Origin of the sequence: Pseudomonas monachiensis (genome assembly GCF_047345015.1) — a bacterium.
GTDB classification, from domain to species: Bacteria; Pseudomonadota; Gammaproteobacteria; order Pseudomonadales; family Pseudomonadaceae; genus Aquipseudomonas; species Aquipseudomonas monachiensis.
On sequence record NZ_CP178857.1, the window covers coordinates 3408024 to 3434166 of the forward strand.

23 protein-coding genes are annotated in these 26143 nt (G+C 60.9%); 14 read left to right on the forward strand and 9 right to left on the reverse strand.

The features are described 5' to 3' along the window. Nucleotides 1-127 precede the first annotated feature (127 nt). A complete protein-coding gene (locus ACMDB8_RS15110; RefSeq protein WP_056727818.1) occupies nucleotides 128-469 on the reverse strand; it encodes an ArsR/SmtB family transcription factor in 342 nt (113 codons plus the stop codon). Between the two features lie 118 nt (nucleotides 470-587). Between ACMDB8_RS15110 and ACMDB8_RS15115 the strand changes: the two genes are divergently transcribed. Continuing rightward, nucleotides 588-1451, forward strand: a complete 864-nt coding sequence (locus ACMDB8_RS15115) for an MBL fold metallo-hydrolase (protein WP_409078763.1) — start codon at nucleotides 588-590, stop codon at nucleotides 1449-1451. Here ACMDB8_RS15115 and ACMDB8_RS15120 read toward each other — a convergent pair. Together ACMDB8_RS15120 and bkdR are read right to left on the reverse strand one after the other, a co-directional pair. Then, a complete protein-coding gene (locus ACMDB8_RS15120) occupies nucleotides 1442-3142 on the reverse strand; it encodes a hypothetical protein (RefSeq protein ID WP_409078762.1) in 1701 nt (566 codons plus the stop codon). The genes ACMDB8_RS15115 and ACMDB8_RS15120 overlap by 10 nt on opposite strands. Before the next feature lie 139 nt (nucleotides 3143-3281). Then, entirely contained in the window at nucleotides 3282-3770 is a 489-nt protein-coding gene (gene bkdR, locus ACMDB8_RS15125; protein ID WP_046037311.1) for a Bkd operon transcriptional regulator BkdR, read from the reverse strand. A 185-nt stretch (nucleotides 3771-3955) separates the two neighbouring features. On the opposite strand from bkdR, the gene ACMDB8_RS15130 reads away from it, so the two are divergent. From ACMDB8_RS15130 to ACMDB8_RS15150, 5 genes are all read left to right on the forward strand, one after another. Further along, the gene (locus tag ACMDB8_RS15130; protein WP_056727828.1) at nucleotides 3956-5191 is read left to right on the forward strand and encodes a 3-methyl-2-oxobutanoate dehydrogenase (2-methylpropanoyl-transferring) subunit alpha; all 1236 of its coding nucleotides are present in this window, start codon (nucleotides 3956-3958) and stop codon (nucleotides 5189-5191) included. A 1-nt stretch (nucleotide 5192) separates the two neighbouring features. Beyond that, nucleotides 5193-6251, forward strand: a complete 1059-nt coding sequence (locus tag ACMDB8_RS15135; RefSeq protein WP_015095444.1) for an alpha-ketoacid dehydrogenase subunit beta — start codon at nucleotides 5193-5195, stop codon at nucleotides 6249-6251. Further along, nucleotides 6252-7526 (forward strand): dihydrolipoamide acetyltransferase family protein, encoded by a 1275-nt coding sequence (locus ACMDB8_RS15140; protein ID WP_056727830.1) that lies wholly within the window; start codon nucleotides 6252-6254, stop codon nucleotides 7524-7526. Nucleotides 7527-7544: 18 nt separating this feature from the next. Continuing rightward, nucleotides 7545-8927: a dihydrolipoyl dehydrogenase gene (lpdA, locus tag ACMDB8_RS15145; protein ID WP_056727832.1), complete on the forward strand. Its 1383-nt coding sequence runs from the start codon at nucleotides 7545-7547 to the stop codon at nucleotides 8925-8927. A gap of 241 nt (nucleotides 8928-9168) precedes the next feature. Next, nucleotides 9169-10188 (forward strand): branched-chain amino acid aminotransferase, encoded by a 1020-nt coding sequence (locus ACMDB8_RS15150; protein WP_008052737.1) that lies wholly within the window; start codon nucleotides 9169-9171, stop codon nucleotides 10186-10188. A gap of 89 nt (nucleotides 10189-10277) precedes the next feature. Here the strand turns inward: ACMDB8_RS15150 and ACMDB8_RS15155 are convergent, their stop codons facing one another. After that, complete coding sequence (locus tag ACMDB8_RS15155) at nucleotides 10278-11045, reverse strand: ArsR/SmtB family transcription factor (RefSeq protein ID WP_223542607.1); 768 nt, start codon at nucleotides 11043-11045, stop codon at nucleotides 10278-10280. 79 nt (nucleotides 11046-11124) lie between these two features. On the opposite strand from ACMDB8_RS15155, the gene ACMDB8_RS15160 reads away from it, so the two are divergent. After that, entirely contained in the window at nucleotides 11125-12234 is a 1110-nt protein-coding gene (locus tag ACMDB8_RS15160; RefSeq protein ID WP_409078761.1) for a cytochrome P450, read from the forward strand. 11 nt (nucleotides 12235-12245) lie between these two features. Here the strand turns inward: ACMDB8_RS15160 and dmeF are convergent, their stop codons facing one another. The 3 genes from dmeF to ACMDB8_RS15175 all read right to left on the reverse strand — a co-directional run bounded on the left by dmeF (nucleotide 12246) and on the right by ACMDB8_RS15175 (nucleotide 13885). After that, on the reverse strand, nucleotides 12246-13178 hold the full coding sequence (gene dmeF / locus ACMDB8_RS15165) for a CDF family Co(II)/Ni(II) efflux transporter DmeF (RefSeq protein WP_056727836.1): 933 nt from the start codon (nucleotides 13176-13178) through the stop codon (nucleotides 12246-12248). Between the two features lie 13 nt (nucleotides 13179-13191). Next, nucleotides 13192-13467, reverse strand: a complete 276-nt coding sequence (locus tag ACMDB8_RS15170; protein WP_008052742.1) for a metal/formaldehyde-sensitive transcriptional repressor — start codon at nucleotides 13465-13467, stop codon at nucleotides 13192-13194. A 79-nt stretch (nucleotides 13468-13546) separates the two neighbouring features. Then, a complete protein-coding gene (locus ACMDB8_RS15175) occupies nucleotides 13547-13885 on the reverse strand; it encodes an FKBP-type peptidyl-prolyl cis-trans isomerase (RefSeq protein WP_409078760.1) in 339 nt (112 codons plus the stop codon). Between the two features lie 171 nt (nucleotides 13886-14056). Between ACMDB8_RS15175 and ACMDB8_RS15180 the strand changes: the two genes are divergently transcribed. From ACMDB8_RS15180 to ACMDB8_RS15190, 3 genes are all read left to right on the forward strand, one after another. Then, nucleotides 14057-15130 (forward strand): diguanylate cyclase domain-containing protein, encoded by a 1074-nt coding sequence (locus ACMDB8_RS15180; RefSeq protein WP_409078759.1) that lies wholly within the window; start codon nucleotides 14057-14059, stop codon nucleotides 15128-15130. Between the two features lie 191 nt (nucleotides 15131-15321). After that, a complete protein-coding gene (locus ACMDB8_RS15185) occupies nucleotides 15322-16614 on the forward strand; it encodes an MFS transporter (RefSeq protein ID WP_056727841.1) in 1293 nt (430 codons plus the stop codon). Nucleotides 16615-16640: 26 nt separating this feature from the next. Continuing rightward, complete coding sequence (locus tag ACMDB8_RS15190) at nucleotides 16641-17417, forward strand: substrate-binding domain-containing protein (RefSeq protein WP_056727843.1); 777 nt, start codon at nucleotides 16641-16643, stop codon at nucleotides 17415-17417. On the opposite strand, the gene ACMDB8_RS15195 is transcribed toward ACMDB8_RS15190, so the two are convergent. After that, the gene (locus tag ACMDB8_RS15195; RefSeq protein ID WP_056727844.1) at nucleotides 17407-18321 is read right to left on the reverse strand and encodes a LysR family transcriptional regulator; all 915 of its coding nucleotides are present in this window, start codon (nucleotides 18319-18321) and stop codon (nucleotides 17407-17409) included. The genes ACMDB8_RS15190 and ACMDB8_RS15195 overlap by 11 nt on opposite strands. 160 nt (nucleotides 18322-18481) lie before the next feature. On the opposite strand from ACMDB8_RS15195, the gene ACMDB8_RS15200 reads away from it, so the two are divergent. After that, a complete protein-coding gene (locus ACMDB8_RS15200) occupies nucleotides 18482-20290 on the forward strand; it encodes a monovalent cation:proton antiporter-2 (CPA2) family protein (protein WP_056727846.1) in 1809 nt (602 codons plus the stop codon). A gap of 160 nt (nucleotides 20291-20450) precedes the next feature. Then, on the forward strand, nucleotides 20451-21548 hold the full coding sequence (locus ACMDB8_RS15205; RefSeq protein ID WP_409078758.1) for a DNA alkylation repair protein: 1098 nt from the start codon (nucleotides 20451-20453) through the stop codon (nucleotides 21546-21548). 87 nt (nucleotides 21549-21635) lie between these two features. On the opposite strand, the gene ACMDB8_RS15210 is transcribed toward ACMDB8_RS15205, so the two are convergent. Then, nucleotides 21636-22532: a LysR family transcriptional regulator gene (locus tag ACMDB8_RS15210; protein WP_056727849.1), complete on the reverse strand. Its 897-nt coding sequence runs from the start codon at nucleotides 22530-22532 to the stop codon at nucleotides 21636-21638. 132 nt (nucleotides 22533-22664) lie between these two features. Between ACMDB8_RS15210 and ACMDB8_RS15215 the strand changes: the two genes are divergently transcribed. After that, nucleotides 22665-24326 (forward strand): GMC family oxidoreductase, encoded by a 1662-nt coding sequence (locus ACMDB8_RS15215; RefSeq protein WP_409078757.1) that lies wholly within the window; start codon nucleotides 22665-22667, stop codon nucleotides 24324-24326. Nucleotides 24327-24480: 154 nt separating this feature from the next. Then, entirely contained in the window at nucleotides 24481-26103 is a 1623-nt protein-coding gene (locus ACMDB8_RS15220; protein WP_056727853.1) for an MFS transporter, read from the forward strand. Nucleotides 26104-26143 lie beyond the last annotated feature (40 nt).

A 26143-nucleotide genomic window follows, 5' to 3' on the forward strand; every position in this document is an offset into this window, starting at 1 on the left:
GTGGGAGCGGCGGTGCGACGATTCGACTTGCTCGCGAAAGCATTGTGTCAGTAGACATAAACGTTGGCTGACACACCGCCTTCGCGAGCAAGCCCGCTCCCACAGGGTTATGTTGAGTTGGCTGGCATCAGGGCTGAACCCAGCTTTTAAACACCGCCCCACAATAAAGCCCGGAGAGGGTTTTCATCACCTGGATCACTTCGTGGCTGGCGAGACCGTAAAAAATGTACTTGCCTTCACGACGGGTCGCGACCAGTCCTTCATCGCGCAGGATCCCCAATTGCTGGGACAGGGTCGGTTGGCGTACGCCGGTCATTTTTTCCAGTTCGCCTACGTTGCGTTCGCCCTGGGTCAGCTGGCACAGGATCAACAGGCGATCCTCATTGGCCAGGGCCTTGAGCAGCGCACAGGCCTTGGAGGCCGATGCGCGCAGTTGGGCGACTTCACATTCGGTCAGACTGGATTGCATTTGCAGGATGCCTTCAACGTCACTTAAGCTGCGAACATTATGTCTTTACATAAAGTGTTGCAACCCATGGCTGACTTTCCGTCGTCCGACTTTTCTACCCCTGCACAGGTTCGTGTCCATGCCCGCGCTGATTGAAGCTTTCCTCGACCCCGCCTCCTCGACCTACAGCTACGTGGTCTACGAGGCTGATGGCGGGCAGTGTGCGATTGTCGACCCGGTGCTCGACTACGACGGGGCCTCCGGGCGTACCGCGACCACCCAGGCCGACAGGATCATCGCCTTCGTTCGCGCCCGCCACTTGCAAGTGCAATGGCTGCTGGAAACCCACGCCCATGCCGATCACCTGTCCGCCGCGCCGTATCTGCGCAGGGAGCTTGGCGGCAAAATCGCCATTGGCGAATCGATCAGCAAGGTCCAGGACGTGTTCAAGGCGCTGTTCAATCTGGAGCCTTCCTTTCACGTCGACGGTTCCCAGTTCGACCACCTGTTCGCCCCCGACGAATCGTTCATGATCGGCAACCTCAAGGCGACCGCCCTGCACGTGCCTGGCCATACCCCGGCGGACATGGCTTACCTGATCGACGGTGATGTGATTCTGGTGGGCGATACGATGTTCATGCCCGACGTCGGCTCTGCCCGATGTGACTTCCCCGGTGGCAATGCCAACCAGATGTTTGCCTCGATCCGGAAACTGCTGGCCTTCCCCGCCAGCGTGCGCCTCTACGTGTGCCACGACTATCCGCCCGAGGGTCGCGTGTCCCAATGCATGACTACCGTGGGTGAACAGCGCAAAAGCAATATCCACGTGCGAGACGGCATCAACGAAAAGGCCTTTGTGCAAATGCGCACCCGGCGCGATGCGGGGTTGGGGATGCCGACACTGTTGCTGCCGGCGATCCAGGTGAATGTGCGGGCGGGGAACTTGCCGCCCGCGGAAGACAATGGTGTGACTTACTTGAAGATTCCGATCAATCAGTTGTGACTGCCGGGCAGCACCTCCTGCTTGTGCCACTGCCGGGACGCCGTGCTGTAGGTAAACGCGAGAACCTGACCGGCAGAGATGACATGTTCAAGTTCATCCGTGCCCTGGGAGTGGCCGATTCGGGTGGTATAGAGTGCATCGCACACGATCAGCACCACACTGTTGGCGGGAGCTTCCGCCGGCAAGTACACCAACGGCGCGTAATTGCCGATCGACAATGTATAGCGAATAAATTTCTCGCCGTCGCAAGGCGCCGCAATCACATGTCCGTGCTCATTCGGCGAGCATTCGCGCACCTGCAACGCCCATTGGCGCGAGCCATCAAGACACACCAGGGCAACCACCTCCCCCTTCGATAGACGGACGCCAGGCAGCGGAACATCACTGCCACGCAGATCCAGCTCACATTCGGCGTCCGCATCCGAGCAAACCAGCAACCGGTGTGGCTCTTCATCAAGAATCGGCGGCAGCGCCACTGTTTCAGTCCAGTGCGCGTCATCGATCTGCAAGATCATATGCCGGGCGCTTGGCATGCCTTGAACGCCAATGCTCGTCGGGCTGGCCTGTACAACATCAGGAATGCCCAACGCTCGGCTGCGGAACTGGTTGGAAAAGATGATGTTGTCCACCAGGCGATGCCGTAACGACCAATCGCAATTGATGATGTAGTACTTCATGATCGGATGGCTGGCGGAGCCGGCAGCAAACCATGACATCAACGAGCCCGAAATATCGCTGGGTATATAAATAACCGGTGCCATTCGATGGGCCTGAATCGCCCTCAGCTCACCTGCCGGCTTGACCTCGTTGCCCACCCTGTCAATAAAGGCTTTGAGTTCTTTGTCGGAGGGGGTGTTGGAGCCTATCCAGCGTTGATTGACGCCTTTCCAAAAAAGCGCATCCCTAGGATCGGAGTTGTATGAAATGACGACATTTTTATAGTTTGGCAACGTCCATATTTGCGACACCGTTAGATCTCGATACACAGGCGATATGATCGATTCGCCCAAATAGGACTTTATTATTCCAGCTAGTTCACGATGGGCATCGGCCGTAAAATTCCTGAACTGATGAAAATTCAGAATCACGATCTCGCGTTGAGTGTCCCCATCAGAGCTTTGACGAAACATGCGCACAGCATCGAGAATATCGCCCTGGACCGTTCGCCCGTTGTTTGTCGAATGAAAAATCGAATAACGCCGTGGATCACCAACCGGGTATCCCCAATAATGTTGAACTCTGAGATCCAGTACTCGAATACCGGCGGTCAATTGATGGTACGGCGCGACGTCCTGACATACTTCCGAACTTGGGGTAGATGCTGCTTGTTTGTCGAAACCCGAATTGTGAGTGCCGGGTAGAATCGCCATATGAATCGGCAAATTGTTGACAACACCGTGCGCGCGCATCCAGTGGGTACGAATATTATTGAAGGGTTTGCATATCCCGCCACTCCAGCTCCCGTTCGGGCACCAACCGGCGGTAATTCCAATATCGCTCTCCAGGGCAGATGGACCCGGCCCTCCGTCCAGAGCGGCCTGGATATCCATCAAATCAGTTCCACCCATGTCCTCGACAAAGGGCTCAAAAACAGGAGGAACATATTCTTTTATATTTCCGTAATCATCCAGATCATCTGGATTGACGTCCAGCGAGTAGGCCAAAGCAATTTTATCTAATACAGACTTCATTATGTTTCACTCTAGTTAATCAATAGTGGAGAGCAAAACATAAAGAAAACCGCACCACACAAATACAAGCTCAAACTGTAGAACGGCGTTGTACAGCTGTGACTTATTGCGTCAGTAAAAGCAGTGACACCGCCAATCCTTATTTATCCAGCGTCAACCCATTGGCCGGTAACGGCAACGCGGTCTTGTACCGCACTTGCTTGAGCGCAAAGCTCGAACGGATGTTCGCTACCCCCGGCACCTTGGTCAGAAAGTCCATCATGAAACGCTCCAGCGACTGAATGGTCGGCACCAGCACCCGGATCAGATAGTCCGGGTCGCCTGCCATCAGGTAGCACTCCATCACCTCGGGACGATCGGAAATCGCCTCTTCGAAATGCTGCAACGCCTCCTCCACCTGTTTCTCCAGGCTGACGTGAATGAACACGTTCACATGCAGCCCCAGCAGGTCGGCGTCCAGCAGCGTCACTTGCTCGCGAATCACCCCCAGTTCTTCCATGGCCTTGACCCGGTTGAAACACGGCGTCGGCGACAGGTTCACCGAACGCGCCAGGTCGGCGTTGGTGATGCGCGCGTTCTCCTGAAGGCTGTTGAGAATGCCGATATCGGTACGGTCCAGTTTGCGCATGAGATAAAAACACCTGCTTTTTATGTTTATGCAGGTTTTTTATCTGCAAATGATCTTCAGCGCAACGAAACAGAGAGAAATATTCTTCTTCGGCGGGCCTATGATTGTTGTAGGACAAGATTTCTTCTACCGAACGAAATCTGTCAGCTCACTACAAGAAATTCACAAGATCGAGCGTAGAAGCCATGACCCAAGCGTATGAACCGCTGCGCCTGCACGTCCCCGAACCCTCGGGCCGTCCCGGCTGTAAAACCGACTTCTCCTACCTGCATCTGACCGATGCCGGCACGGTGCGCAAACCCCAAATCGACGTTGAACCGGCTGACACGGCTGACCTGGCCCGTGGCCTGATTCGCGTGCTCGACGACCAGGGCAATGCCCTCGGTCCCTGGGCCGAAGGCGTCTCTAGCGAGATCCTGCGCAAGGGCATGCGTGCCATGCTCAAGACCCGCATCTACGACAACCGCATGGTGGTCGCCCAGCGTCAGAAAAAGATGTCGTTCTACATGCAGAGCCTTGGCGAAGAAGCCATCGGCAGCGCCCAGGCCCTGGCCCTGAACATCGACGACATGTGTTTCCCGACCTACCGCCAGCAAAGCATCCTGATGGCCCGCGACGTGCCGCTGGTCGGCCTGATCTGCCAGTTGCTGTCCAACGAGCGCGATCCGCTCAAGGGACGTCAGTTGCCAATCATGTACTCGGTCAAGGAGTCCGGTTTCTTCACCATCTCCGGCAACCTCGCCACCCAGTTCATCCAGGGCGTGGGCTGGGGCATGGCTTCGGCGATCAAGGGCGACACCAAAATCGCCTCGGCCTGGATCGGCGACGGCGCCACCGCCGAGTCGGACTTCCACACCGCCCTGACCTTCGCCCACGTGTACCGCGCGCCGGTGATCCTCAACGTGGTCAACAACCAGTGGGCGATCTCCACCTTCCAGGCGATTGCCGGTGGTGAAGCGACCACCTTCGCCGGGCGCGGCGTCGGTTGCGGCATTGCCTCCCTGCGGGTCGACGGCAACGATTTCTATGCGGTCTACGCCGCCTCGGCCTGGGCCGCCGAACGTGCGCGCCGTGGCCTCGGCCCGACCATGATCGAATGGGTCACCTACCGCGCCGGCCCGCACTCGACCTCCGATGATCCGTCGAAATACCGTCCCGCCGATGACTGGAGCCACTTCCCCCTGGGTGATCCGATCGCACGCCTCAAGCAGCACCTGATCAAGACCGGTCACTGGTCCGAAGAGGAGCACGCTGCGGTCAGCGCCGAGCTGGAAGCCGAAGTGATCGCCGCACAGAAAGAAGCCGAACAGTACGGCACCCTCGCCGGCGGCCAGATTCCAAGCGCCGCGACCATGTTCGAAGACGTCTACAAAGAGATGCCGGAGCACTTGAAGCGCCAGCGCCAAGAGTTGGGGATCTGACATGAACGATCACAACAACAATATCGAGCTGGAAACCGCCATGACCACGACCACCATGACCATGATCCAGGCCCTGCGCTCGGCCATGGATGTGATGCTTGAGCGTGATGACAACGTCGTGGTCTTCGGCCAGGACGTGGGCTACTTCGGCGGAGTGTTCCGCTGCACCGAAGGCCTGCAGAACAAGTACGGCACCTCCCGCGTGTTCGACGCGCCGATCTCCGAAAGCGGCATCGTCGGTGTCGCCGTGGGCATGGGCGCCTACGGCCTGCGTCCGGTGGCCGAGATCCAGTTCGCCGACTACGTCTACCCGGCCTCCGACCAGATCATTTCCGAAGCCGCCCGCCTGCGTTATCGCTCGGCCGGCGAGTTCACCGCGCCGATGACCCTGCGCATGCCTTGCGGCGGCGGCATCTACGGCGGCCAGACCCACAGCCAGAGCATCGAGGCGATGTTCACCCAGGTCTGCGGTTTGCGCACGGTGATGCCGTCCAACCCGTACGACGCCAAGGGCCTTTTGATTGCCTCCATCGAAAACGATGACCCGGTGATCTTCCTCGAGCCAAAACGCCTGTACAACGGCCCGTTCGACGGCCATCACGACCGCCCGGTAACCCCGTGGTCGAAGCACCCCGCCGCGCAAGTGCCGGATGGCTACTACACCGTGCCGCTGGACGTCGCTGCGATCACCCGTCCGGGCAAGGACGTCACCGTGCTGACCTACGGCACCACCGTGTACGTGTCGCAAGTCGCTGCTGAAGAAAGCGGCGTCGACGCCGAAGTCATCGACCTGCGCAGCCTGTGGCCGCTGGACCTGGAAACCATCGTCAAGTCGGTGAAAAAGACCGGCCGTTGCGTGGTGGTGCACGAAGCCACACGCACCTGCGGCTTCGGCGCCGAACTGGTGTCGCTGGTGCAGGAACATTGCTTCCATCACCTGGAAGCGCCGATCGAACGCGTCACCGGTTGGGACACCCCTTACCCGCACGCGCAAGAGTGGGCGTATTTCCCAGGTCCGTCCCGAGTGGGCGCGGCGTTGAAACGGGTCATGGAGGTTTGAATGGGCACGCACGTCATTAAAATGCCGGACATTGGTGAAGGCATTGCAGAAGTTGAATTGTCGGTATGGCACGTCAAGGTCGGCGACATGGTCGTCGAAGATCAGGTACTGGCCGATGTGATGACCGACAAGGCGATGGTCGATATCCCGTCGCCAGTGCATGGCAAGGTCATCGCCCTCGGCGGACAGCCGGGCGAAGTCATGGCGGTCGGCAGTGTGCTGATCAGCATTGAAGTCGAAGGCGCGGGCAACGTTAAGGAGTCGGCGCAACCGGCACCTGTTAAAGAAGCCCCGGTGGCCGCAGCCAAAGTTGAAACCGTAGTTGAAAGCAAACCGGTCGCTGCCCCATCGCCGAAAGCTGCCGTCTGCCAGGGCCCGATGGTGGCTCGCGCAGCCGATGAGCGTCCGCTGGCCTCCCCGGCCGTGCGCAAGCATGCGCTGGACCTCGGCATTCAATTGCGCCTGGTGCGTGGCACCGGCCCCGCCGGCCGCGTACTGCATGAAGACCTCGAGGCCTACCTGACCCAGGGTCAGTCGAACGCTTCGGCACCGGTGGCGGCTGCTTACGCCCAACGTACCGATGAACAGCAGATCCCGGTGATCGGCATGCGCCGCAAGATCGCCCAGCGCATGCAGGACGCCACCCAGCGTGCCGCCCACTTCAGTTATGTCGAAGAAATCGACGTCACCGCCGTGGAAGAGCTGCGCACGCACCTCAATGAAAAACACGGTGCGACCCGTGGCAAGCTGACTTTGCTGCCGTTCCTGGTCCGCGCCATGGTCGTCGCCCTGCGCGACTTCCCGCAAATGAACGCTCGCTACGACGACGAAGCCCAGGTCATCACCCGCCTCGGCGCGGTGCATGTGGGCGTCGCTACCCAGAGCGATGTCGGCCTGATGGTACCGGTGGTACGTCATGCCGAAGCTCGCAGCCTGTGGGACAGCGCGGCGGAAATCGCTCGCCTGGCCAACGCTGCGCGCAACGGCAAGGCCAGCCGCGATGAACTGTCCGGCTCGACCATCACCCTGACCAGCCTTGGCGCCTTGGGCGGCATCGTCAGCACGCCGGTGCTGAACCTGCCGGAAGTGGCGATCGTCGGCGTGAACAAGATCGTCGAACGACCAATGGTGATCAAAGGCCAGATCGTGATCCGCAAGATGATGAACCTCTCCAGCTCCTTCGATCACCGCGTGGTCGACGGCATGGACGCGGCGCTATTCATCCAGGCCATCCGTGGCTTGCTCGAACAACCCGCTACCTTGTTTGTGGACTGATTTTTGTTGGAGAGCACCATGCAAACTTTGAACACCACGCTGCTGATCATCGGCGGCGGTCCTGGCGGTTATGTGACAGCGATCCGTGCCGGCCAGTTGGGCATCCCGACCATCCTGGTAGAAGGCCAATCCCTGGGCGGCACCTGCCTGAACATCGGCTGCATTCCGTCCAAGGCACTGATTCACGTCGCCGAGCAGTTTCACCAGACCCGGCACCACCATCAGCTTTCGCCCCTGGGCATCAGCGTTTCCGCGCCGACGCTGGACATCACCAAGAGCGTCGAATGGAAAGACGGCATCGTCGATCGCCTGACCACCGGCGTTGCCGCGCTGCTGAAAAAGAACAAGGTCCAGGTCATCCAAGGCTGGGCCAAAGTGGTTGACGGTAAAACCGTGGATGTCGGCGACACGCGCATCCAGTGCGAGCACCTGGTGCTGGCCACCGGTTCGAAAAGCGTGAACCTGCCGATGTTGCCGATTGGCGGACCGATCATCTCGTCCACCGAAGCCCTGGTGCCGACCTCCGTGCCCAAGCGCTTGATTGTGGTCGGCGGTGGCTACATCGGCCTGGAGCTGGGCATTGCCTATCGCAAGCTCGGCGCCGAGGTCAGCGTGGTGGAAGCGCAGGAACGCATCCTGCCGGCCTACGATGCCGAACTGACCCAGCCGGTGCACGACGAACTGAGAAAACTCGGTGTGAAGCTTTACTTGAAGCATAGCGTGCAAGGCTTTGATTCAAAAGAAAATACCTTGCAGATTTTGGCCCCGAACGGCGCGACCCTGAACCTGGAAACCGATCAGGTGCTGGTGGCCGTCGGTCGCAAGCCGAACACCCAGGGCTGGAACCTCGAAGCGCTGAACCTGGACATGAACGGTTCGTCGATCAAGATCGACCACCGCTGCCAGACCAGCATGCGCAACGTGTATGCCATCGGTGACCTGAGCGGCGAACCGATGCTCGCGCACCGGGCCATGGCCCAGGGCGAGATGGTCGCCGAGCTGATCAGCGGTAAATCCCGTGAGTTCAACCCGACCGCCATCGCCGCCGTGTGCTTCACCGACCCGGAACTGGTGGTGGTCGGCAAGACCCCGGACGAGGCCAATGCCGCCGGCCTGGATTGCATCGTGTCGAGCTTCCCGTTCGCCGCCAATGGCCGGGCGATGACCCTGGAGTCGAAAAGCGGCTTCGTGCGGGTGGTCGCCCGTCGGGACAATCATGTGATTGTCGGCTGGCAGGCGGTGGGCGTCGGCGTGTCGGAGTTGTCCACGGCGTTCGCGCAAAGCCAGGAGATGGGCGCGCGGCTGGAAGACATCGGCGGCACCATCCATGCGCACCCGACCCTGGGTGAGGCGGTGCAGGAAGCGGCGTTGCGCGCTCTGGGGCATGCGTTGCACCTGTAAAGATCAAAAGATCGCAGCCTTCGGCAGCTCCTACAGGTGGCCGCCGATCCCGTAGGAGCTGCCGCAGGCTGCGATCTTTTCGACGAAGAACCGGGAAGTTTAATAAGCAGGCTAATAAATCTGCTTCTCCCCCTATCGTCTGGGCTGCGATTTAGCCCAAGAATGAAGTATTGTTGTCCCCATCCAAAAAACGTCAGAAGCCTTGAACCGTTTCGACGGTTGTTCAGTGATAGAGGGTGTCATGGGTAACGAAAGCATCAATTGGGACAAGCTGGGTTTTGACTACATCAAGACCGACAAGCGCTATCTGTCGTACTTTCGCAATGGCGAGTGGGACAAAGGCACCCTGACCGAAGATAACGTGCTGCACATCAGCGAAGGCTCCACAGCCCTTCACTATGGCCAGCAATGCTTCGAGGGCATGAAGGCCTATCGTTGCAAGGACGGCTCGATCAACCTGTTCCGCCCGGACCAGAACGCCCTGCGCATGCAGCGCAGCTGCGCCCGCCTGCTGATGCCGCAGGTGGAAACCGAGCAGTTCATCGAAGCCTGCAAGGCAGTGGTGCGTGCCAACGAGCGTTTCATTCCACCGTACGGCACCGGCGGCGCGCTGTACCTGCGCCCGTTCGTGATCGGCGTGGGTGACAACATCGGCGTGCGTACCGCCCCCGAGTTCATCTTCTCGATCTTCTGCATTCCGGTCGGCGCCTACTTCAAGGGCGGCCTGACCCCGCACAACTTCCAGATTTCCAGCTACGACCGCGCCGCGCCACAAGGCACCGGAGCCGCCAAGGTCGGGGGCAACTACGCCGCCAGCCTGATGCCGGGCTCCAAGGCCAAGAAAGCCCACTTCGCCGACGCCATCTACCTGGATCCGATGACCCACACCAAGATCGAGGAAGTCGGTTCGGCCAACTTCTTCGGGATCACCCACGACAACAAGTTCGTGACCCCGAACTCGCCATCGGTACTGCCGGGCATCACCCGTCTGTCGCTGATCGAGCTGGCCAAGACCCGTCTGGGCCTGGAAGTGATCGAAGGCGACGTGTTCATCGACAAGCTCTCCGACTTCAAGGAAGCCGGTGCTTGCGGTACCGCTGCGGTGATCACGCCGATTGGCGGGATCGACTACAACGACCACCTGCACGTGTTCCACAGCGAAACCGAAGTCGGCCCGGTCACCCAGAAGCTCTACAAAGAGCTGACCGGCGTGCAAACCGGCGACATCGAAGCGCCAGCGGGCTGGATCGTCAAGGTTTGACCTGACGCCAGACGCACAAAAGCCCCCCATCGGGTGACCGATGGGGGGCTTTTTCATGAGCGTAAAAAGATCGCAGCCTGCGGCAGCTCCTACAATGGATATTTCGCAGCCCCTGTAGGAGCTGCCGCAGGCTGCGATCTTTTGCTCTTCTCCTCAATATCCAACCGCAACTCAACCCCGAACCGCCCCGCCATCTCCCTGCGCCCCAACGCCGTCAACGCCAATGCCCGACTGTCCAGATCCTGGGTCACCCACTTGCGCCTGAGCGCCGTTTGCAGCAACGCCGCCCCCAGCGACCCGCCCAGATGCGGCCGGCGCATGCTCCAGTCCAGGCACGGGCAGGCAAAACGACGGCGCAAGGTGCTCAAGTCCTGCACTTCGATCCCGAGTCCTTGAAACATTGCCGTACCGCTGTCGCTCAAGCGATAGGCCTGTTCGTCGGTTTCCTCAAGCCAGCCCGCTTCAAGCATCCGGTCATGCAACAGCACGGCCAGGGTTCCCGCCATGTGGTCGTAGCAGGTGCGGGCAAATTGCAGGCGATCCGGGGTGCGCGCCTGGAAACTTGGCGCGCTGTTCTGGCCGATCACCATCAGTGCCTCCAGGGCCTGGGCCACGCGTTTGTCCGCCAGGCTGTAATAGCGGTGACGTCCCTGAACGTGCAGCCGCACCAGTGCCAGTTCCTTGAGTTTGGCCAAGTGGGCACTGGCGGTCGACGCGCTGACTTCGGCCACCGCCGCCAGTTCGGTGCTGGTGCGGGCGTGGCCGTCCATCAGCGAGCAGAGGATTTTCGTCCGTGCCGGCTCAGCGATGGCTGCCGCCACCTGCGAGACGCCGATGTCGTGTTGTTCTGCGCTCATATTTCGCTCCCGGACGAATCAATGCCCTTTCGGACTGGAGATAGTAGCAACACTTTCCAACAACAAAAGGCTGTGCCCCATGGACCCGATCATCGCTGCAACCCATGCCGATCCTTATTCCTACTACGCACAATTGCGTGCCGAAGGTGGGCTGGCCTTTCATCCGGGGCTGAACCTGTGGGTGGCCAGCAGCGCCCGGGCGGTGGCCGCCGTGCTGGCGCATCCCGATTGCCACGTTCGCCCCGCGCACGAACCAGTCCCCAGGGCAATTGCCGACGGCATGGCCGGCCAGGTGTTCGGCCAATTGATGCGCATGAATGAAGGTGAGCGCCAACGTTGCCCACGGTCGGCGATTGCGCCGGGGCTGGAGTTGATCGACGCGCGGGAAGTCGAAGCCCTGGTTGGCGCCCGATTGATCACCGCGGATGCCGCTGGCCTGTACAATGCCATGTTTCGTGGACCGGTGTGCGTGGTGGCGGCGTTGTTGGGGTTCACCCCGGCCCAGGGCCGCGCCATCAGCGAGCTGACGGCGGATTTCGTCGCCTGCCTGTCGCCCTTGAGCAACGCGGCACAATTGACCGCCGCCCACGCTGCCGCCGAACAATTGAGCGGTTACTTCATCGAATTGCTCGACGATGCGCACAACCACAGCCAATTGCTTGCAGGTATCGGCCAGCGCTTCGCATCCGGCGCACCGCAAACCCTGATCGCCAACCTGATAGGCCTGCTCTCCCAGACCTTCGAGGCCACTGCCGGGCTCATCGGCAACGCCGTGCTGACATTGATTGAACACCCGTCGCTGCGCAGCGAATCACCCCCTGTCGAAGACCTGCTGGCCGAAGTGCAGCGCTTCGACCCGCCGGTACAGAACACCCGCCGCTTCGTCACCGCCCCCTGCGAAATTGATGGCGTGAGGCTGAACGCCACCGACGTGATCCTGGTGCTGCTGGCCTCGGCCAATCGCGACCCGCAGCTCAACGACAACCCCGACACCTTCCTGCTCGAGCGCCCGAACCGGCGCAGCTTTACCTTCGGTGCGGGGCGCCATCAATGTCCGGGGCAACACCTGGCGTTGAGCATTGCCGGCGCCACGCTCAAGCAGCTTCTGGCGATAGGGCCGGCACTGGAGCAGCTGAAATGGCAATACCGCCCATCCACGAATGGACGGATTGCGCTGTTCAGTGATTGAGCGAAAACCGCTCAAGCCGTGCGGTATTCGACGGTCAGATGAGACAGTTCATGGACCGGCGCCAGGCGTTCGCGAATGGTGTCGGCACTGACATTGGCCGCGGCCACAACGCTGACAATCGCGGCCCGTGCCTGGGGGCCGACCTGCCAGACATGCAGATCGCTGATGCGCACATCGTCCGATGACTCCAGCAGTTCACGGATTTCATCGGCAACGTGCTCATCCGTGACATCGAGCAACACCGCAGCGCTGTCACGCATCAATCCAACGGCCCATTTCGCGATCACGATGGCGCCCACGATGCCCATCACCGGGTCCAGCCACACCCACCCCAGATAGCGCCCGGCCAGCAATGCGGCAATCGCCAGCACCGATGTCAAGGCATCGGCCAGCACATGGACATAAGCCGAGCGCAGGTTGTTGTCGTGATGGTGATGATGGCCGTGCTCATGGCTGTGTCCGTGATCGTGGCCATGATGACCGTGGCCGCCCGCCAGCAAAAAGGCACTGGCGATGTTCACCGCCAGCCCCACCACTGCAATCACCGTCGCTTCGGTGAATGCCACGGTCGTTGGTTGAAACAGACGATAAACGGATTCACCGGCAATGCCGATCGCCACCACCCCCAGCACCATGGCCGAGGCAAATCCGGCGAGATCCCCGACCTTGCCGGTGCCGAAGCTGTAACGCGCGTTATTGGCATTGCGCCGTGCGAATCCATAGGCCGCCGCCGCGATGCCCAAGGCCCCGGCATGGGTGGCCATGTGAAAACCATCGGCCAGCAGCGCCATGGAACCGGTGAGGTAACCGGCGGCAATTTCACCAATCATCATCACGAACGTCAGCGCCACCACCCATAAGGTGCGTCGGGCGTTTTCATCATGGGATGCACCGAGAAACACATGGTCATGGGCAAAACGCGAAGCCTGGGGTGTCTGTTTCATGGGATTCAGGCCTCTATTTGGCATAGCGGCGGATGGCCAGCAACAAGTCTTCCACGCCCTGGGCGCGATCCTCATCGCTCAAGTCCGGATGGGCCACGTGCTCGCGGGCATGAGCGTCGATGAACTGCTCCAGCAAACCATTGACCGCGCCCCGGATGGCGGCGACCAGGTGCAGGGTCTTGGCACAATCGGCGTCGGACTCAAGCGCTCGCTCCACGGCTTCCACCTGCCCGGCAATCCGTCTGACCCGCTTGATCAAGTCATCCTTGTGTTCGTGAATGTGCGACATACCTATACCCCCTACCCCTATATGGCGCGTATGTTCGCCGAAAGAGCAGAACCTGGCAAGTTGGCTGGCCAACTACAAGTCAATCATCCCGCGTCAGCACTTCCAGCAGCTCGATCTCGAAAATCAGGTTCGAATTCGGCGTGATCTTGCCCATGGTGCGTTCGCCATAGGCCAGGTGCGCCGGTACCAGCAATTTGCGCTTGCCACCGACTTGCATGCCCATGATGCCCTGGTCCCAACCCTTGATGACCCGCCCGGTACCGATCACGCACTGGAAGGGTTTGCCCCGGCTGTAGGAAGAGTCGAATTCGCTGCCGTCCTCCAGCCAGCCACGGTACTGGGTAGTGATCAGTGCGCCTTTTACGGCGGCTTTTCCGTCACCCACCTGAAGATCGATTACCTGAAGCTCGTCTTTCATTGAATTCACTCGTATGCTCTCTCGCCCTCAAGGGCCTGATGGGCGCCGTTTTCCCAGATTTGCCCTTGATTGGCAACCATTGCCACCTCCCGCGCGACGTTTAAAGCTGTTTGCTGAACTAAAATAATCAACAATTACCCTACGGTTCACCGCCCTGATGGCCATCCCCGAATGATCCTGCTCTGGACCAGCGTCATCCTTGGTTCAACGACGCTTACCCTGATCGTCGCGCTGGTCTGGCGCGAACGTTCGCTGCAAAAACAACTGGCCGAATATCGCAGCATCGTCACCCGCCTCTCCGAAGGCCAGAGCATCCACCAGGACGGCGATGTCGAGCGCTTCAAACGCAGCCAGTACTTTGCCCGCATCGGCACCTGGGACTGGGATGTCGACACCGACCGATTGTATTGGTCAGATGCGATTTTCGGCATGTTCGGCTTCAAGATCGGCGAAGTGACGCCCTCCTACGCGCTGTTTTGCTCCTGCGTTCATCCAGACGACCGGCCCAGGGTTCGGGCCGGCGAAATGCGCTGCCTGGAAACCGGCGAAAACCATGACGAGGAATACCGCGTGGTCTGGCCCGACGGAACGATCCGCTGGCTGCGGGAAACCGGCAACGTGGTCAAGAACGACCACGACGAAACGATCAAGATGATGGGCGTGGTGCGCGACATCACCGAAGAAAAGGCCTCGGCCAACTACCTCAAGCACTTGGCCCATTACGACCCCTTGACCGGTCTGCCCAATCGCCTGGTGCTCGAAGAGCGCCTGTCCGAAGCCCTGGAGCTCGCGCGCACCAGTGCCACGCGGGTGGCGCTGGTGTTTGTCGACCTCAATGGTTTCAAGGCCATCAACGATCATTATGGTCATGCCGCCGGCGACCGCGTGCTGGTCACGACCGCCACACGGCTCAAGCGCATCCTGCGCGGCACCGACACCGTCGCCCGGATCGGTGGCGACGAATTCGTGGTCATCCTCCAGGACCTGCCCAAAGGCAAAAGCCTGCAAGACGAAGCGCGCACCATCTGCCAGAAAATCTTCGTCGAACTTTCCCCGCCCGTCACCATCGGCAACGACCAGCGCCACATCGGCACCAGCCTCGGCGTCGCCGTGTTCCCCGATCATGCGCCAAGCATTGACCGCTTGCTGCACATTGCCGACCTGGCGATGTATGAGGCCAAGCGCAGTGGGAACAATCAGTATCGGCTGGGCACCGAAAGCGTGGTGCGGGCACATAGCGAATAGCGTTTCGTCGACGGGTGCCTGTACCGGTAACTGCACGAGCGAGTCCACCGATGCATTGATTCACTTCGCGCATCAATGCATGCCAACAATGCAATTAACATATCGATGCCTCTGCTCCACTATCCGCCCCAATAAGAACCGTGCGCCGCGTCCAGGCAGCGCATGTCATAAAAGCGGTGGAGTACTTATCGATGACAGCCTCAATCCCGCGCGGACGCTCTCGCGCCAGTGCCATTTTCCGGGTCACCTCGGGCAACTTCCTCGAACAGTTCGACTTCTTCCTTTTCGGCTTCTATGCCACGCAGATCGCTGCCGTGTTCTTTCCGGCCAGCAGCGAATTCGCCTCTCTGATGATGACCTTCGCCGTGTTCGGTGCAGGCTTTTTGATGCGTCCGTTGGGCGCCGTGGTGCTGGGCGCCTATATCGATGATGTGGGTCGACGCAAAGGGTTGATCGTGACCCTGTCGATCATGGCCAGCGGCACCATCCTGATTGTGCTGGTGCCCGGTTACGAAACCATAGGTTTGTTCGCCCCGGCCCTGGTGCTGATCGGGCGGCTGCTGCAGGGCTTTTCCGCCGGTGCGGAACTGGGCGGCGTATCGGTGTATCTCGCCGAGATCGCCACACCCGGCCACAAGGGCTTTTTCACCAGTTGGCAGTCGGGCAGCCAGCAGGTGGCGATCATTGTCGCCGCTGCCCTGGGTTACGCCTTGAACCAGTGGATGGCACCGAGTGTGATTGTCGATTGGGGCTGGCGGATTCCGTTCTTCGTCGGCTGCATGATCGTGCCGTTCATCTTCCTGCTGCGCCGCAACCTGGAGGAAACCGAAGAGTTCGCCAACCGCAAACACCGCCCGAGCATGGGTGAAGTGTTCCGCACCCTGGGGAAAAACTGGCTGACGGTGTTCGCGGGCATGATGATGGTCGCCCTGACCACCACCGCGTTCTACCTGATCACGGTGTACGCGCCGACCTTCGGTAAAACCGTGCTGCACCTGAGCACGTCCGATGCGTTGCTGGTGACATTGCTGGTGGGCGTTTCGAATTTCATCTGGCTGCCGATCGGCGGCGCACTCTCGGACCGCATCGGTCGACGCCCGGTGTTGATCGCCATGGCCCTGCTGGCCATCGCCACTACTTACCCGGTGCTGACCTATCTGGTGAACGCGCCCAGCTTCCTCCACATGCTAATGGTGCTGTTGTGGCTGTCGTTCATCTACGGCCTGTACAACGGCGCGATGATCCCTGCGCTGACGGAGATCATGCCCGTGGAAGTCCGGGTGGCCGGTTTCTCCCTTGCCTATAGCCTGGCCACGGCCGTGTTCGGCGGGTTCACCCCGGCGATGTCGACCTTGCTGATCCAGTACACCGGCGACAAGGCGGCACCGGGTTACTGGATGAGCTTTGCAGCACTTTGCGCACTGTGCGCCACGCTAATGCTCTATCGCCGCGCCTCGAATCATCTGCAACCGGTGGCGTCGTGAACCGGCCCTTCATCGAGAACATGACCATGAAAAAAATCTTCAATCTTGCCGCCCTCGCATTGGTGGCCAGCCTGGGCTTGAGCAGCATTGCCCAGGCTGAAGAGATCCGTGTAATGACCTCCGGCGGCTTCACGGCAGCCTACAAGATCCTCGGCCCGAAGTTCGCCGCCGCCACCGGCAACACACTCGACACCGCGCTCGGTCCCTCCATGGGCAAGGCCCCGGAAGCGATTCCCAATCGCCTGGCCCGGGGTGAGCAAGCCGACGTGGTGATCATGGTCGGCTACGCACTGGACGACTTGATCAAGCAGGGCAAGGTCGATCCGGCTTCCCGTGTCGAACTGGCGGACTCACGCATTGGCCTGGTGGTGCGCGAAGGTGCACCGAAACCGGATATCAGCAACGTCGAGGGCCTGAAAAAGACCCTGCTTGACGCTAAATCAGTGGCCTACTCCGACAGCGCCAGCGGCGTGTACATCGAGCAGCAACTGTTCAAGCGCCTGGGGATCGAGGACCAGCTCAAGCCCAAGTCGACCATGGTGCCGAAAGTCCCCGTGGGCTCGGTGGTTGCCACTGGCGACTATCAACTGGGCTTCCAGCAGGTCAGCGAATTGTTGCCGGTGCCGGGGGTCAGTTTCGTGGCGAAGATTCCGGAGTCGGTGCAGTCGGTCACCCGGTTTGCCGCCGGCATCCCGGTAGGTGCCCGGCACCCGGCCGAAGCCAAGGCCTTGCTGCAATACATGGCCTCGGCCCAGGCTCAACCGGACGTGAAAGCGACCGGGCTGGACTCGGTCAGTCGCTGACCGACGGCTGCAGGACTTTCATTTCCACCACCAGCCGTTCCAGCTCCAATGCCGCCGGGGTCAGGGTTCGACCCCGGCGCTTGATCAGACCGACGCTGCGCATCACCTGCGGATCGGTCAACGGTACCCGCGTCAGGATCGGATGGTCCGCTGCCGGCATCGCCATCAGCGGCACCGCCGCCACGCCCAACCCGGCCTCCACCAGACCGATCATAGTGGTCACGTGACGGGTTTCGCAGATACTCGGCCGCTGCGGCACCACGCCGGTCAACGCCTGATCCAGCAGAAAACGGTTGCCCGAGGTTTTATCCAGCGAGATGTAATCCTGCTGATAGAACTCGTCCCAGGTGACGCTGCTTCGCCCCGCCAGTGGATGATCGCGCCGGCACGCTACGACATACCCTTCTTGCACCAGGGGCTCGAAATCCACTTCGGCTTCCAGCGTGCCCATGAAGCTCAGGCCGAAATCCGCTTCGCCATTGACCACCGCGCTCAATACGTCGTGGGCGCTGGAGTCCAGCACCTTGACCTTGATCCGCGGAAACTGCCGGTGATAATGCGCGATCACCCGTGGCATGAAGTAGTAAGCCGCCGAGGGCACGCAAGCAACCGTGACATGGCCGAGCCGGGTCGAAGCGACTTCGCTGATGCCCAGCAATGCCACGTCCAGATCGTCCAGCAGGCGCTCGACGCTGGGCATGAACCCCCGTCCGGCCTGGGTCAGGCTGACCTTGCGCGTGGTGCGCTCGAACAGCCGCACGCCGAGGGCGTCTTCAAGCTTTTCGATGCGCCGGCTCAAGGCTGGCTGGGAAATGCGCACCGTATCGGCTGCCTTGCGAAAGCTGCCCTGCTCGACCACGGCACGGAAGGCCTGCAGGTCATTGAGGTCGAAGTTGATCGCCATGGGGGACTACTCGAGAGGGACCGTTGGATTGATCAGCTAATTCTATAAATGTAACTAATTAATGCAAATTGTAACATCTAAGCCCGAGCGTTTTGCTGACGCCGAAGGGCTCAGCCTTTATTCTTGTCACCCCCGCAGTACCGAGTCCTGGAGTTTTCTCATGCCCCATGAAGGCAACCTGCTACAAGCCGCTGTCGTGTTTCTGATGGCGGCCGTGCTCATCGTTCCCTTGGCCAAGCGCCTGCAACTGGGGGCGGTTCTGGGCTATCTGTTTGCCGGGGTGATCATCGGCCCGTCGGTGCTGGGCCTGATCGACAATCCGCAAAGCGTCGCGAACATTTCCGAACTCGGCGTGGTGTTGCTGCTGTTCATCATCGGCCTGGAACTGTCGCCGCGACGCCTGTGGGTGATGCGCAAGTCAGTGTTCGGCGTGGGTCTGGCGCAAGTGTTGCTCACCGGCACGGTGATTGGCGTGGTGGCGCTGTGGCTGTTTGGCCAGCCGTTGAACACCGCGATCGTCCTGGGCCTGGGCCTGGCGCTATCGTCCACGGCGTTCGGCCTGCAAAGCCTGGCTGAACGCAAGGAACTGACCAGCCCCCACGGGCGGCTGGCGTTCGCGATCCTGTTGTTTCAGGACATCGCCGCCATCCCCTTGATCGCCATGGTGCCGTTGCTTGCCGGTGGCGATCACAGCACCAGCGCCAGCGAAAACCTGAACCACGGCCTGCAAGTGCTGGCCAGCATCGCCGTGGTGGTGATCGGCGGGCGATATCTGCTGCGGCCGGTGTTTCGCGTGGTGACCAAGACCGCATTGCCTGAAGTCTCCACCGCCACGGCGTTGCTGGTGGTGATCGGCACGGCATGGCTGATGGAGCTGGTCGGCATTTCCATGGCCCTGGGCGCCTTCCTCGCCGGCCTGCTGCTGGCGGACTCCGAGTATCGCCATGAACTGGAAGCCCAGATCGAACCGTTCAAGGGCCTGTTGCTGGGGCTGTTTTTCATCAGCGTCGGCATGGGCGCAAACCTGAGCCTGTTACTGAGCATGCCGGTGGCGGTGCTGGGCCTGACCCTGCTGCTGATCGCGATCAAACTGCCGCTGCTGTTCCTGGTCGGTCGCCTGGCCGGAGGCTTGAAAAAGGTCAGTGCGATCCGCTTGGGCATCGTGTTGGCGGCCGGTGGTGAATTTGCCTTTGTGGTGTTCAAGATCGGTCGCGACCACGGGCTGTTCGCCACCGGACTGTATGACTTGCTGGTGCTGACCATCACCCTGTCCATGGCCGTGACGCCGCTGTTGCTGCTACTTTGCGCACGCTTGGTCAGCCCGAAGGTGCAACCGGTGGAAGTGCCGGAGAAGTTCCGCGAAATCGACGCCGACGCGCCACGGGTGGTGATCGCCGGCATGGGTCGCATGGGCCAGATCGTTGCGCGGATTCTGCGCGCACAGAACATCAAGTTCGTGGCCCTCGACACCTCGGTGGAAACCATCGAACTGTCCCGCAGCTTTGGTGGCGTGCCAGTGTTCTACGGCGACCCGATGCGCCCGGAAATCCTCAACGCGGCCAAGGTCGGGGAAGCGGAGTATTTCGTGATCGCCACCGATGACCCGGACACCAACATCAAGACCGCGGAACTGGTGCGCAAGCTCTACCCGCACATGAAAATCATCGCCCGGGCCCGTAACCGCCAGCATGTACACCGGCTGATGGACGTCGGCGCCCACGCCGTGCGCGAAACCTTTTATTCGAGCCTGGAAATGAGCCGGCAAACCCTGATCGGCCTGGGGCTGACCCAGGCCCAGGCCGATGCGCGGATCAAACGCTTCAAGCAGCACGACGAAGAGGTGCTTGAAGCCCAGCATGCGGTGTATGACGACGCGGTGAAAGTGATGCAGACGGCGCAGGAAGCGCGGGTTGAACTGGCCAGGTTGTTCGAGTCGGATCAACTGCAGGAGCAAGCGGGCAAGAATTGAGGTGACTATTCGGGCCTCTTCGCGAGCAAGCCCGCTCCCACAAGGGTAATCTGCCAGGCTCAATATTTGTGAGCACCTGAGATCCAGTGTGGGAGCGGGCTTGCTCGCGAAGAACGATGACGCGGTGTGATGGATCAACAACAATTGCCAGGGAACCACCATGACTGACCAACCTGCCCCCGCCCTCAAGGAAATCTTCAACACCGAGCGCCTCCAACACATCGCCAGTGAAATGACCGCGGTCTATCCATCATTCAAGGCCGCACGTTTCCTGAAGCTGGCCCGGTCCGGCCTGGCGGACCTCAGCGTCATGCAGCGCATGGCCCGGGTCAGCGAGAGCCTGCACACCGTACTGCCCCTGGACTACGAGGCATCGCTGCAGGTGCTGCGCGCCCTCGCACCGCGCCTGAACAGCGGCTTCGTCAGCATGTGCCTGCCGCACTACGTCGCCAGTTACGGCGCCCATGCGTTCGAGCAGTCGATGGACGCGCTGAAGTACTTCACCGCTTTTGGCTCTTCGGAGTTCGCAATCCGTCACTTTCTGCGCCGTGACCTCGAGCGTTCGCTCAAGCTGATGCATGCCTGGTCGCTGGACGACAACGAGCATGTGCGGCGCCTGGCCAGCGAAGGATGCCGGCCACGCCTGCCCTGGTCATTCCGGCTGGAGACCATCCAGGCCGATCCGACACTGGCCGCGAACATCCTCGACAACCTCAAGGCCGACACCAGTCTGTACGTGCGCAAATCCGTGGCTAACCACCTCAACGACATCACCAAGGATCATCCCGACTGGGTGCTGGACCTGATCGAAGGCTGGTCGCTGGACAACCGGCACACCGCATGGATCGCCAAACACGCCCTGCGCAGCCTGATCAAACAGGGCAACCGGCGGGCACTGGCGATCATCGGCGCGGGCGGCAAGCCTGAGGTCGAGATCGTTGATGTGAAAGTCGAACCGCCGGTGATTGGCCTGGGAGAAAAGATCACATTGTCGTTTGCCGTCAAATCCACGGTAGAAAACAGTCAACGCCTGGTGATCGACTACGCCATCGATTACGTCAAGGCCAACGGCAGCACTTCGGCGAAGGTGTTCAAGCTCAAGGCGCTGACGCTGCCTGGTAACGCCGTCGAAGCCGTCAGCCGTGGCCAGCAGATCAAGGAACTCACCACCCGCCGGCATTATGCGGGCGTTCACACCGTACACATCATGGTGAATGGTGAACGGCTGGCCAGCACGGCGTTCGAAATCACGCCTTGAAACACCGCCGACCGTAGGAGCTGCCGCAGGCTGCGATCTTTTGATTCTGTTGTTTCAAGGTCAAAAAATCGCAGCCTGCGGCAGCTCCTACGGGGGATTTTCGCCGAACAACAGGGGTTGCTCCCGCTCACACAACTCCACCACATAATCCCACAACACCCGCAACCGCACCGATTTGTGCAGCTCTCGGCGGGTGCTGATCCAGTAGCTGCGCTGGATGCTTTCGTCCGGCAACAATGGCACCAGACCGGGATCGGCACTGGCCATGTAGCACGGCAGCACGGCAATCCCCAGGCCTGAGCGCGCCGCCTGCTGTTGGGCGATCACGCTGGTGCTGTGAAACACCACCCGCGGGTTGCGACAGAAGCTATTGAGGAACATCAATTCCTGGCTGAACAGCAGATCGTCGACATAGCCGATCCACGCATGGCGTCCCAGATCCTCACGAGTGCGCAACGGCGGTGAACGGTCGAGGTAGTCCTGACTGGCATAGAGCGCCAGCCGATAATCGGTGAGTTTACGGGTGACCAGCATGTCGGCGGCCGGGCGTTCGAGGTGGATGCTGATTTCCGCCTCGCGGTTGAGGATGCTGACAAAACGCGGCACCGCTACCAACTCCACCTCCAGCCCCGGATAGCGCTCGAACAAACCGTTCATGCGACTGGCCAGGAACATGATGCCCAGCCCTTCCGTTACCCCGACGCGGATCTTGCCCAACGGCGCGGTGGACTGGGTGATTTCCTCCTGGGCCAGCAGCGCCACGTTCTCCATCGCCTCGGCGTGTTTAAGCAACGCCTCGCCCGCCGGGGTCATCTCGTAACCCTGGGCATGCTGGACGAACAACGCCGTACCGAGGCTTTTTTCGATGGCCTCGATATGCCGCGCTACGGTGGCGTGGGTGGTGTTCAGGCGACGGGCAGCCGTGAGCAAACGCCCGCTGCGCTGCAATTCGAGAAAAAACCGCAGGTCATTCCAGTCGAACATGAAGCGTCCTTGTTCGTTGCCGTTCGGAACACTGTTTAAAAACGCACAGCGGCTGCGCAAAAACTAACATTCTTTTGACGAAAGCTAACAACTAGGATGACAGACAACAAGAACAACAACACGAGGTCAGGGATGCAGACTCCCCTGGATGAATACGATTACATCGTGGTCGGGGCCGGGCCGGCCGGGTGTCTGCTGGCCAATCGACTGTCGGCTGATGCACAGCATCGCGTGTTGCTGCTCGAGGCCGGCGGCCGCGACAACTATGCGTGGATTCACATCCCCGTGGGCTACCTGTTCTGCATCGGCAACCCGCGCACCGACTGGTGCTTCAAGACCGAAGCGCAACCGGGCCTGCAAGGCCGCGCCCTGAGCTACCCGCGCGGCAAGGTGCTGGGCGGCGGCTCCTCGATCAACGGCATGATCTACATGCGCGGCCAGGCCGGCGACTACGACCGCTGGGCCGCCGACGGCAACCCTGGCTGGAGCTGGCAAGACGTGTTGCCGCTGTTCAAACAGAGTGAAAACCACTTTGCCGGCGCCGCCGAATTCCACGGCGCCGCGGGCGAATGGCGGGTCGAACGCCAGCGCCTGTCATGGCCGATTCTCGATGCGTTTCGCAGCGCCGCCGAGCAAAGCGGCATCGCCAGCATCGATGACTTCAACCAGGGCGACAACGAAGGTTGCGGCTATTTCCAGGTCAACCAGAAGGCCGGCATCCGCTGGAACGCGTCCAAGGCCTTTCTCAAACCCATTCGCCAGCGCCCCAATCTCACCGTACTGACCGGTGTCGAAGTCGACCGCGTGTTGCTGGACAATGGCCGCGCCTCGGCGGTCAGCGCACGCTGGCAAGGCCAGGCGAGAACCTTCAAGGCGCGCAAGGAGATCGTCCTGTGTGCCGGCTCCATCGGTTCGCCCAGCATCCTGCAACGCTCCGGCATCGGCCCGCGCCCGCTGCTGGAACGGCTGGGAATCGGCGTCGCCCATGAACTACCCGGCGTCGGTGGCAACCTGCAGGATCACCTGCAACTGCGGCTGATCTACAAGCTGGAAAATGCCCGCACCCTGAACCAGATTGCCGGCAGCCTGTGGGGCAAGATGGGCATGGGCCTGCGCTACCTGTATGACCGCAGCGGCCCGCTGTCCATGGCGCCGAGCCAATTGGGCGCCTTTGCCCGCTCGGGGCCGGAGCAGACGACAGCCAACCTCGAATACCACGTGCAACCGCTTTCGCTGGAGCGCTTTGGCGAACCGCTGCATGCCTTCCCGGCGTTCACCGCATCGGTCTGCGATCTGCGTCCGCAAAGCCGTGGCCGGGTGGACATCCGCTCCGCCGACCCGCAAGAAGCCCCGCTGATTCAACCCAACTACCTCAGCCACCCGGAAGACCTGCGGGTCGCCGCCGACGCCATTCGCCTGACCCGGCGCATCGTCGCCGCCCCGGCCCTGCGCGCCTTCAACCCGGCGGAATACCTGCCCGGCGACAGCCTGCAAAGCGAGGATCAACTGCACGAAGCCGCCGCGCGGATCGGCACCACTATTTTCCACCCGGTGGGCACCTGCCGCATGGGCAATGACGCCGACGCCGTGGTCGATGCGCAACTCAAGGTCCATGGCATCCCCGGCCTGCGCATTGCCGATGCGTCGATCATGCCGCGCATCACCTCGGGCAACACCTGCTCGCCGACGTTGATGATTGCCGAGAAGGCTGCGCAGATGATCCTCAACCCTTCTGTAAACACATCAACTGTGGGAGCGGGCTTGCTCGCGAAGGCGGTGGATCATTCACATTGATGTTGAATGGCACGACGCTTTCGTCGGAACGCCGCCCGGAGCAAGCCCGCTCCCACAAGGACCGCATTAGATTCACGGACATCGAGCATCACCCCTGCAAGGAACACGCAACACCAGTGGAACAACAAAAACAATCACTGTGAGGGATACCGGTATGTCAGAGAACGTTCAAACCCTGGAGGCCGTGCGCAGCGCGGGCACCAGCCAGGAAACCCAGAAAGTCATCTTCGCCTCGTCCTTGGGGACGGTCTTCGAGTGGTACGACTTTTTCCTCTATGGCGCCCTCGCGGCGGTCATCAGCAAACAGTTTTTCGCCGGGGTCAACGACACCACGGCGTTTATCTTTGCGTTGATGGCCTTCGCCGCCGGCTTCATCGTCCGGCCGTTCGGCGCGCTGGTGTTCGGGCGGTTGGGGGACATGATCGGGCGCAAGTACACCTTCCTCGCCACCATCGTCCTCATGGGCCTGGCGACGTTCTGCGTCGGGCTGCTGCCAACCTACGCCAGCATCGGCATCGCGGCGCCGATCATCCTTGTGGTGCTGCGCATGCTCCAGGGCCTGGCCCTGGGCGGTGAATACGGTGGCGCCGCGACCTATGTCGCCGAGCACGCGCCCATCGGCAAGCGTGGCTTCCACACCAGCTGGATTCAGTCCACCGCGACCCTCGGCCTGCTGCTGTCGCTGCTGGTGGTGCTGGGTTGCCGCTACTTTACCGGCGATCAGTTCGAAGTCTGGGGCTGGCGCATTCCGTTCCTGTTTTCCATCGTGCTGCTGGGCATCTCGACCTGGATTCGCATGAGCCTGCATGAGTCGCCGGCCTTCGTGAAAATGAAAGAAGAAGGCAAGCTTTGCAAACAGCCGATTCGCGACTCCTTCGGCAAATGGGAAAACCTCAAGGTGGTGTTGATCGCCCTGTTCAGCATCAATGCCGGGCAAGCGGTGACCTTCTACGCCGCGCAATTCTATGTGCTGTTCTTCCTCACCCAGTTCCTGAAAATGGACCCGGCGGTGGCCAACGGTCTGCTGATTGTCAGCGTGACCATTGGTGCCCCGTTTTTCATCTTCTTTGGCTGGCTGTCGGACAAGGTCGGGCGTAAACCGGTGCTGATGATCGGCCTGCTGCTGGCCACCGCGCTGTACTTCCCGATCTTCAAGACCCTGGCCCACTACGCCAACCCGGCCATCGACCAGGCCAGCCGCCAGGCACCGATCACCGTGATGGCCGACCCCGCCACCTGCACCTTCCAGTTCGACCCGGTGGGCAAGGCGAAATTCGACAGCCCCTGTGACAAGGTCAAGACCTTCCTGGTCAAGCAGGGCCTGCCGTACCAAAGCGCAGCGGCCCCGGCCGGCAGTGGCGTGCAGGTGAGCGTCGGTGACGTGAAGATCGACGGGTTCGACGAAGCCGCCCTGCGCGGTGCCGTGACCCTCGCCGGCTACCCGCAACAGGCGGACATGCAGCAGATCAACAAACCGATGATCGTGGCGCTGATCGTCGCACTGATCATCATCTCCGCGATGTGCTACGGCCCGCTGGCGGCGTTGATGGTCGAACTGTTCCCGACCCGCATCCGCTACACCTCGATGTCCCTGCCCTACCACATTGGCAACGGCTGGTTCGGCGGTTTCCTGCCGACCGTGTCGTTCGCGTTGGTGGTGTACACCGGGGACATCTTCTACGGGCTGTGGTACCCGGTGGTGATCACCGGGGTGAGCCTGGTGGTGGGGATGATTTGTCTGCGTGAGACGCGCAACGTCGATCTCGACAAGAACTGAAGCAATGCCTGACGACGAGGGAGCGGGCTCCCTCGTCGCG

Bases quoted from the DNA above. Each gene is read 5' to 3' on its own strand.
- ACMDB8_RS15170 (WP_008052742.1), bottom strand. From the start codon at position 13,467: ATGTCGCACATTCACGAACACAAGGATGACTTGATCAAGCGGGTCAGA.
- bkdR (WP_046037311.1), bottom strand. From the start codon at position 3,770: ATGCGCAAACTGGACCGTACCGATATCGGCATTCTCAACAGCCTTCAG.
- ACMDB8_RS15195 (WP_056727844.1), bottom strand. From the start codon at position 18,321: ATGGCGATCAACTTCGACCTCAATGACCTGCAGGCCTTCCGTGCCGTG.
- ACMDB8_RS15180 (WP_409078759.1), top strand. From the start codon at position 14,057: ATGATCCTGCTCTGGACCAGCGTCATCCTTGGTTCAACGACGCTTACC.
- ACMDB8_RS15155 (WP_223542607.1), bottom strand. From the start codon at position 11,045: ATGAGCGCAGAACAACACGACATCGGCGTCTCGCAGGTGGCGGCAGCC.
- ACMDB8_RS15205 (WP_409078758.1), top strand. From the start codon at position 20,451: ATGACTGACCAACCTGCCCCCGCCCTCAAGGAAATCTTCAACACCGAG.
- ACMDB8_RS15150 (WP_008052737.1), top strand. From the start codon at position 9,169: ATGGGTAACGAAAGCATCAATTGGGACAAGCTGGGTTTTGACTACATC.
- lpdA (WP_056727832.1), top strand. From the start codon at position 7,545: ATGCAAACTTTGAACACCACGCTGCTGATCATCGGCGGCGGTCCTGGC.
- ACMDB8_RS15190 (WP_056727843.1), top strand. From the start codon at position 16,641: ATGAAAAAAATCTTCAATCTTGCCGCCCTCGCATTGGTGGCCAGCCTG.
- ACMDB8_RS15175 (WP_409078760.1), bottom strand. From the start codon at position 13,885: ATGAAAGACGAGCTTCAGGTAATCGATCTTCAGGTGGGTGACGGAAAA.
- ACMDB8_RS15185 (WP_056727841.1), top strand. From the start codon at position 15,322: ATGACAGCCTCAATCCCGCGCGGACGCTCTCGCGCCAGTGCCATTTTC.
- ACMDB8_RS15210 (WP_056727849.1), bottom strand. From the start codon at position 22,532: ATGTTCGACTGGAATGACCTGCGGTTTTTTCTCGAATTGCAGCGCAGC.
- ACMDB8_RS15110 (WP_056727818.1), bottom strand. From the start codon at position 469: ATGCAATCCAGTCTGACCGAATGTGAAGTCGCCCAACTGCGCGCATCG.
- ACMDB8_RS15200 (WP_056727846.1), top strand. From the start codon at position 18,482: ATGCCCCATGAAGGCAACCTGCTACAAGCCGCTGTCGTGTTTCTGATG.
- dmeF (WP_056727836.1), bottom strand. From the start codon at position 13,178: ATGAAACAGACACCCCAGGCTTCGCGTTTTGCCCATGACCATGTGTTT.
- ACMDB8_RS15135 (WP_015095444.1), top strand. From the start codon at position 5,193: ATGAACGATCACAACAACAATATCGAGCTGGAAACCGCCATGACCACG.
- ACMDB8_RS15220 (WP_056727853.1), top strand. From the start codon at position 24,481: ATGTCAGAGAACGTTCAAACCCTGGAGGCCGTGCGCAGCGCGGGCACC.
- ACMDB8_RS15140 (WP_056727830.1), top strand. From the start codon at position 6,252: ATGGGCACGCACGTCATTAAAATGCCGGACATTGGTGAAGGCATTGCA.
- ACMDB8_RS15120 (WP_409078762.1), bottom strand. From the start codon at position 3,142: ATGAAGTCTGTATTAGATAAAATTGCTTTGGCCTACTCGCTGGACGTC.
- ACMDB8_RS15160 (WP_409078761.1), top strand. From the start codon at position 11,125: ATGGACCCGATCATCGCTGCAACCCATGCCGATCCTTATTCCTACTAC.
- ACMDB8_RS15115 (WP_409078763.1), top strand. From the start codon at position 588: ATGCCCGCGCTGATTGAAGCTTTCCTCGACCCCGCCTCCTCGACCTAC.
- ACMDB8_RS15130 (WP_056727828.1), top strand. From the start codon at position 3,956: ATGACCCAAGCGTATGAACCGCTGCGCCTGCACGTCCCCGAACCCTCG.
- ACMDB8_RS15215 (WP_409078757.1), top strand. From the start codon at position 22,665: ATGCAGACTCCCCTGGATGAATACGATTACATCGTGGTCGGGGCCGGG.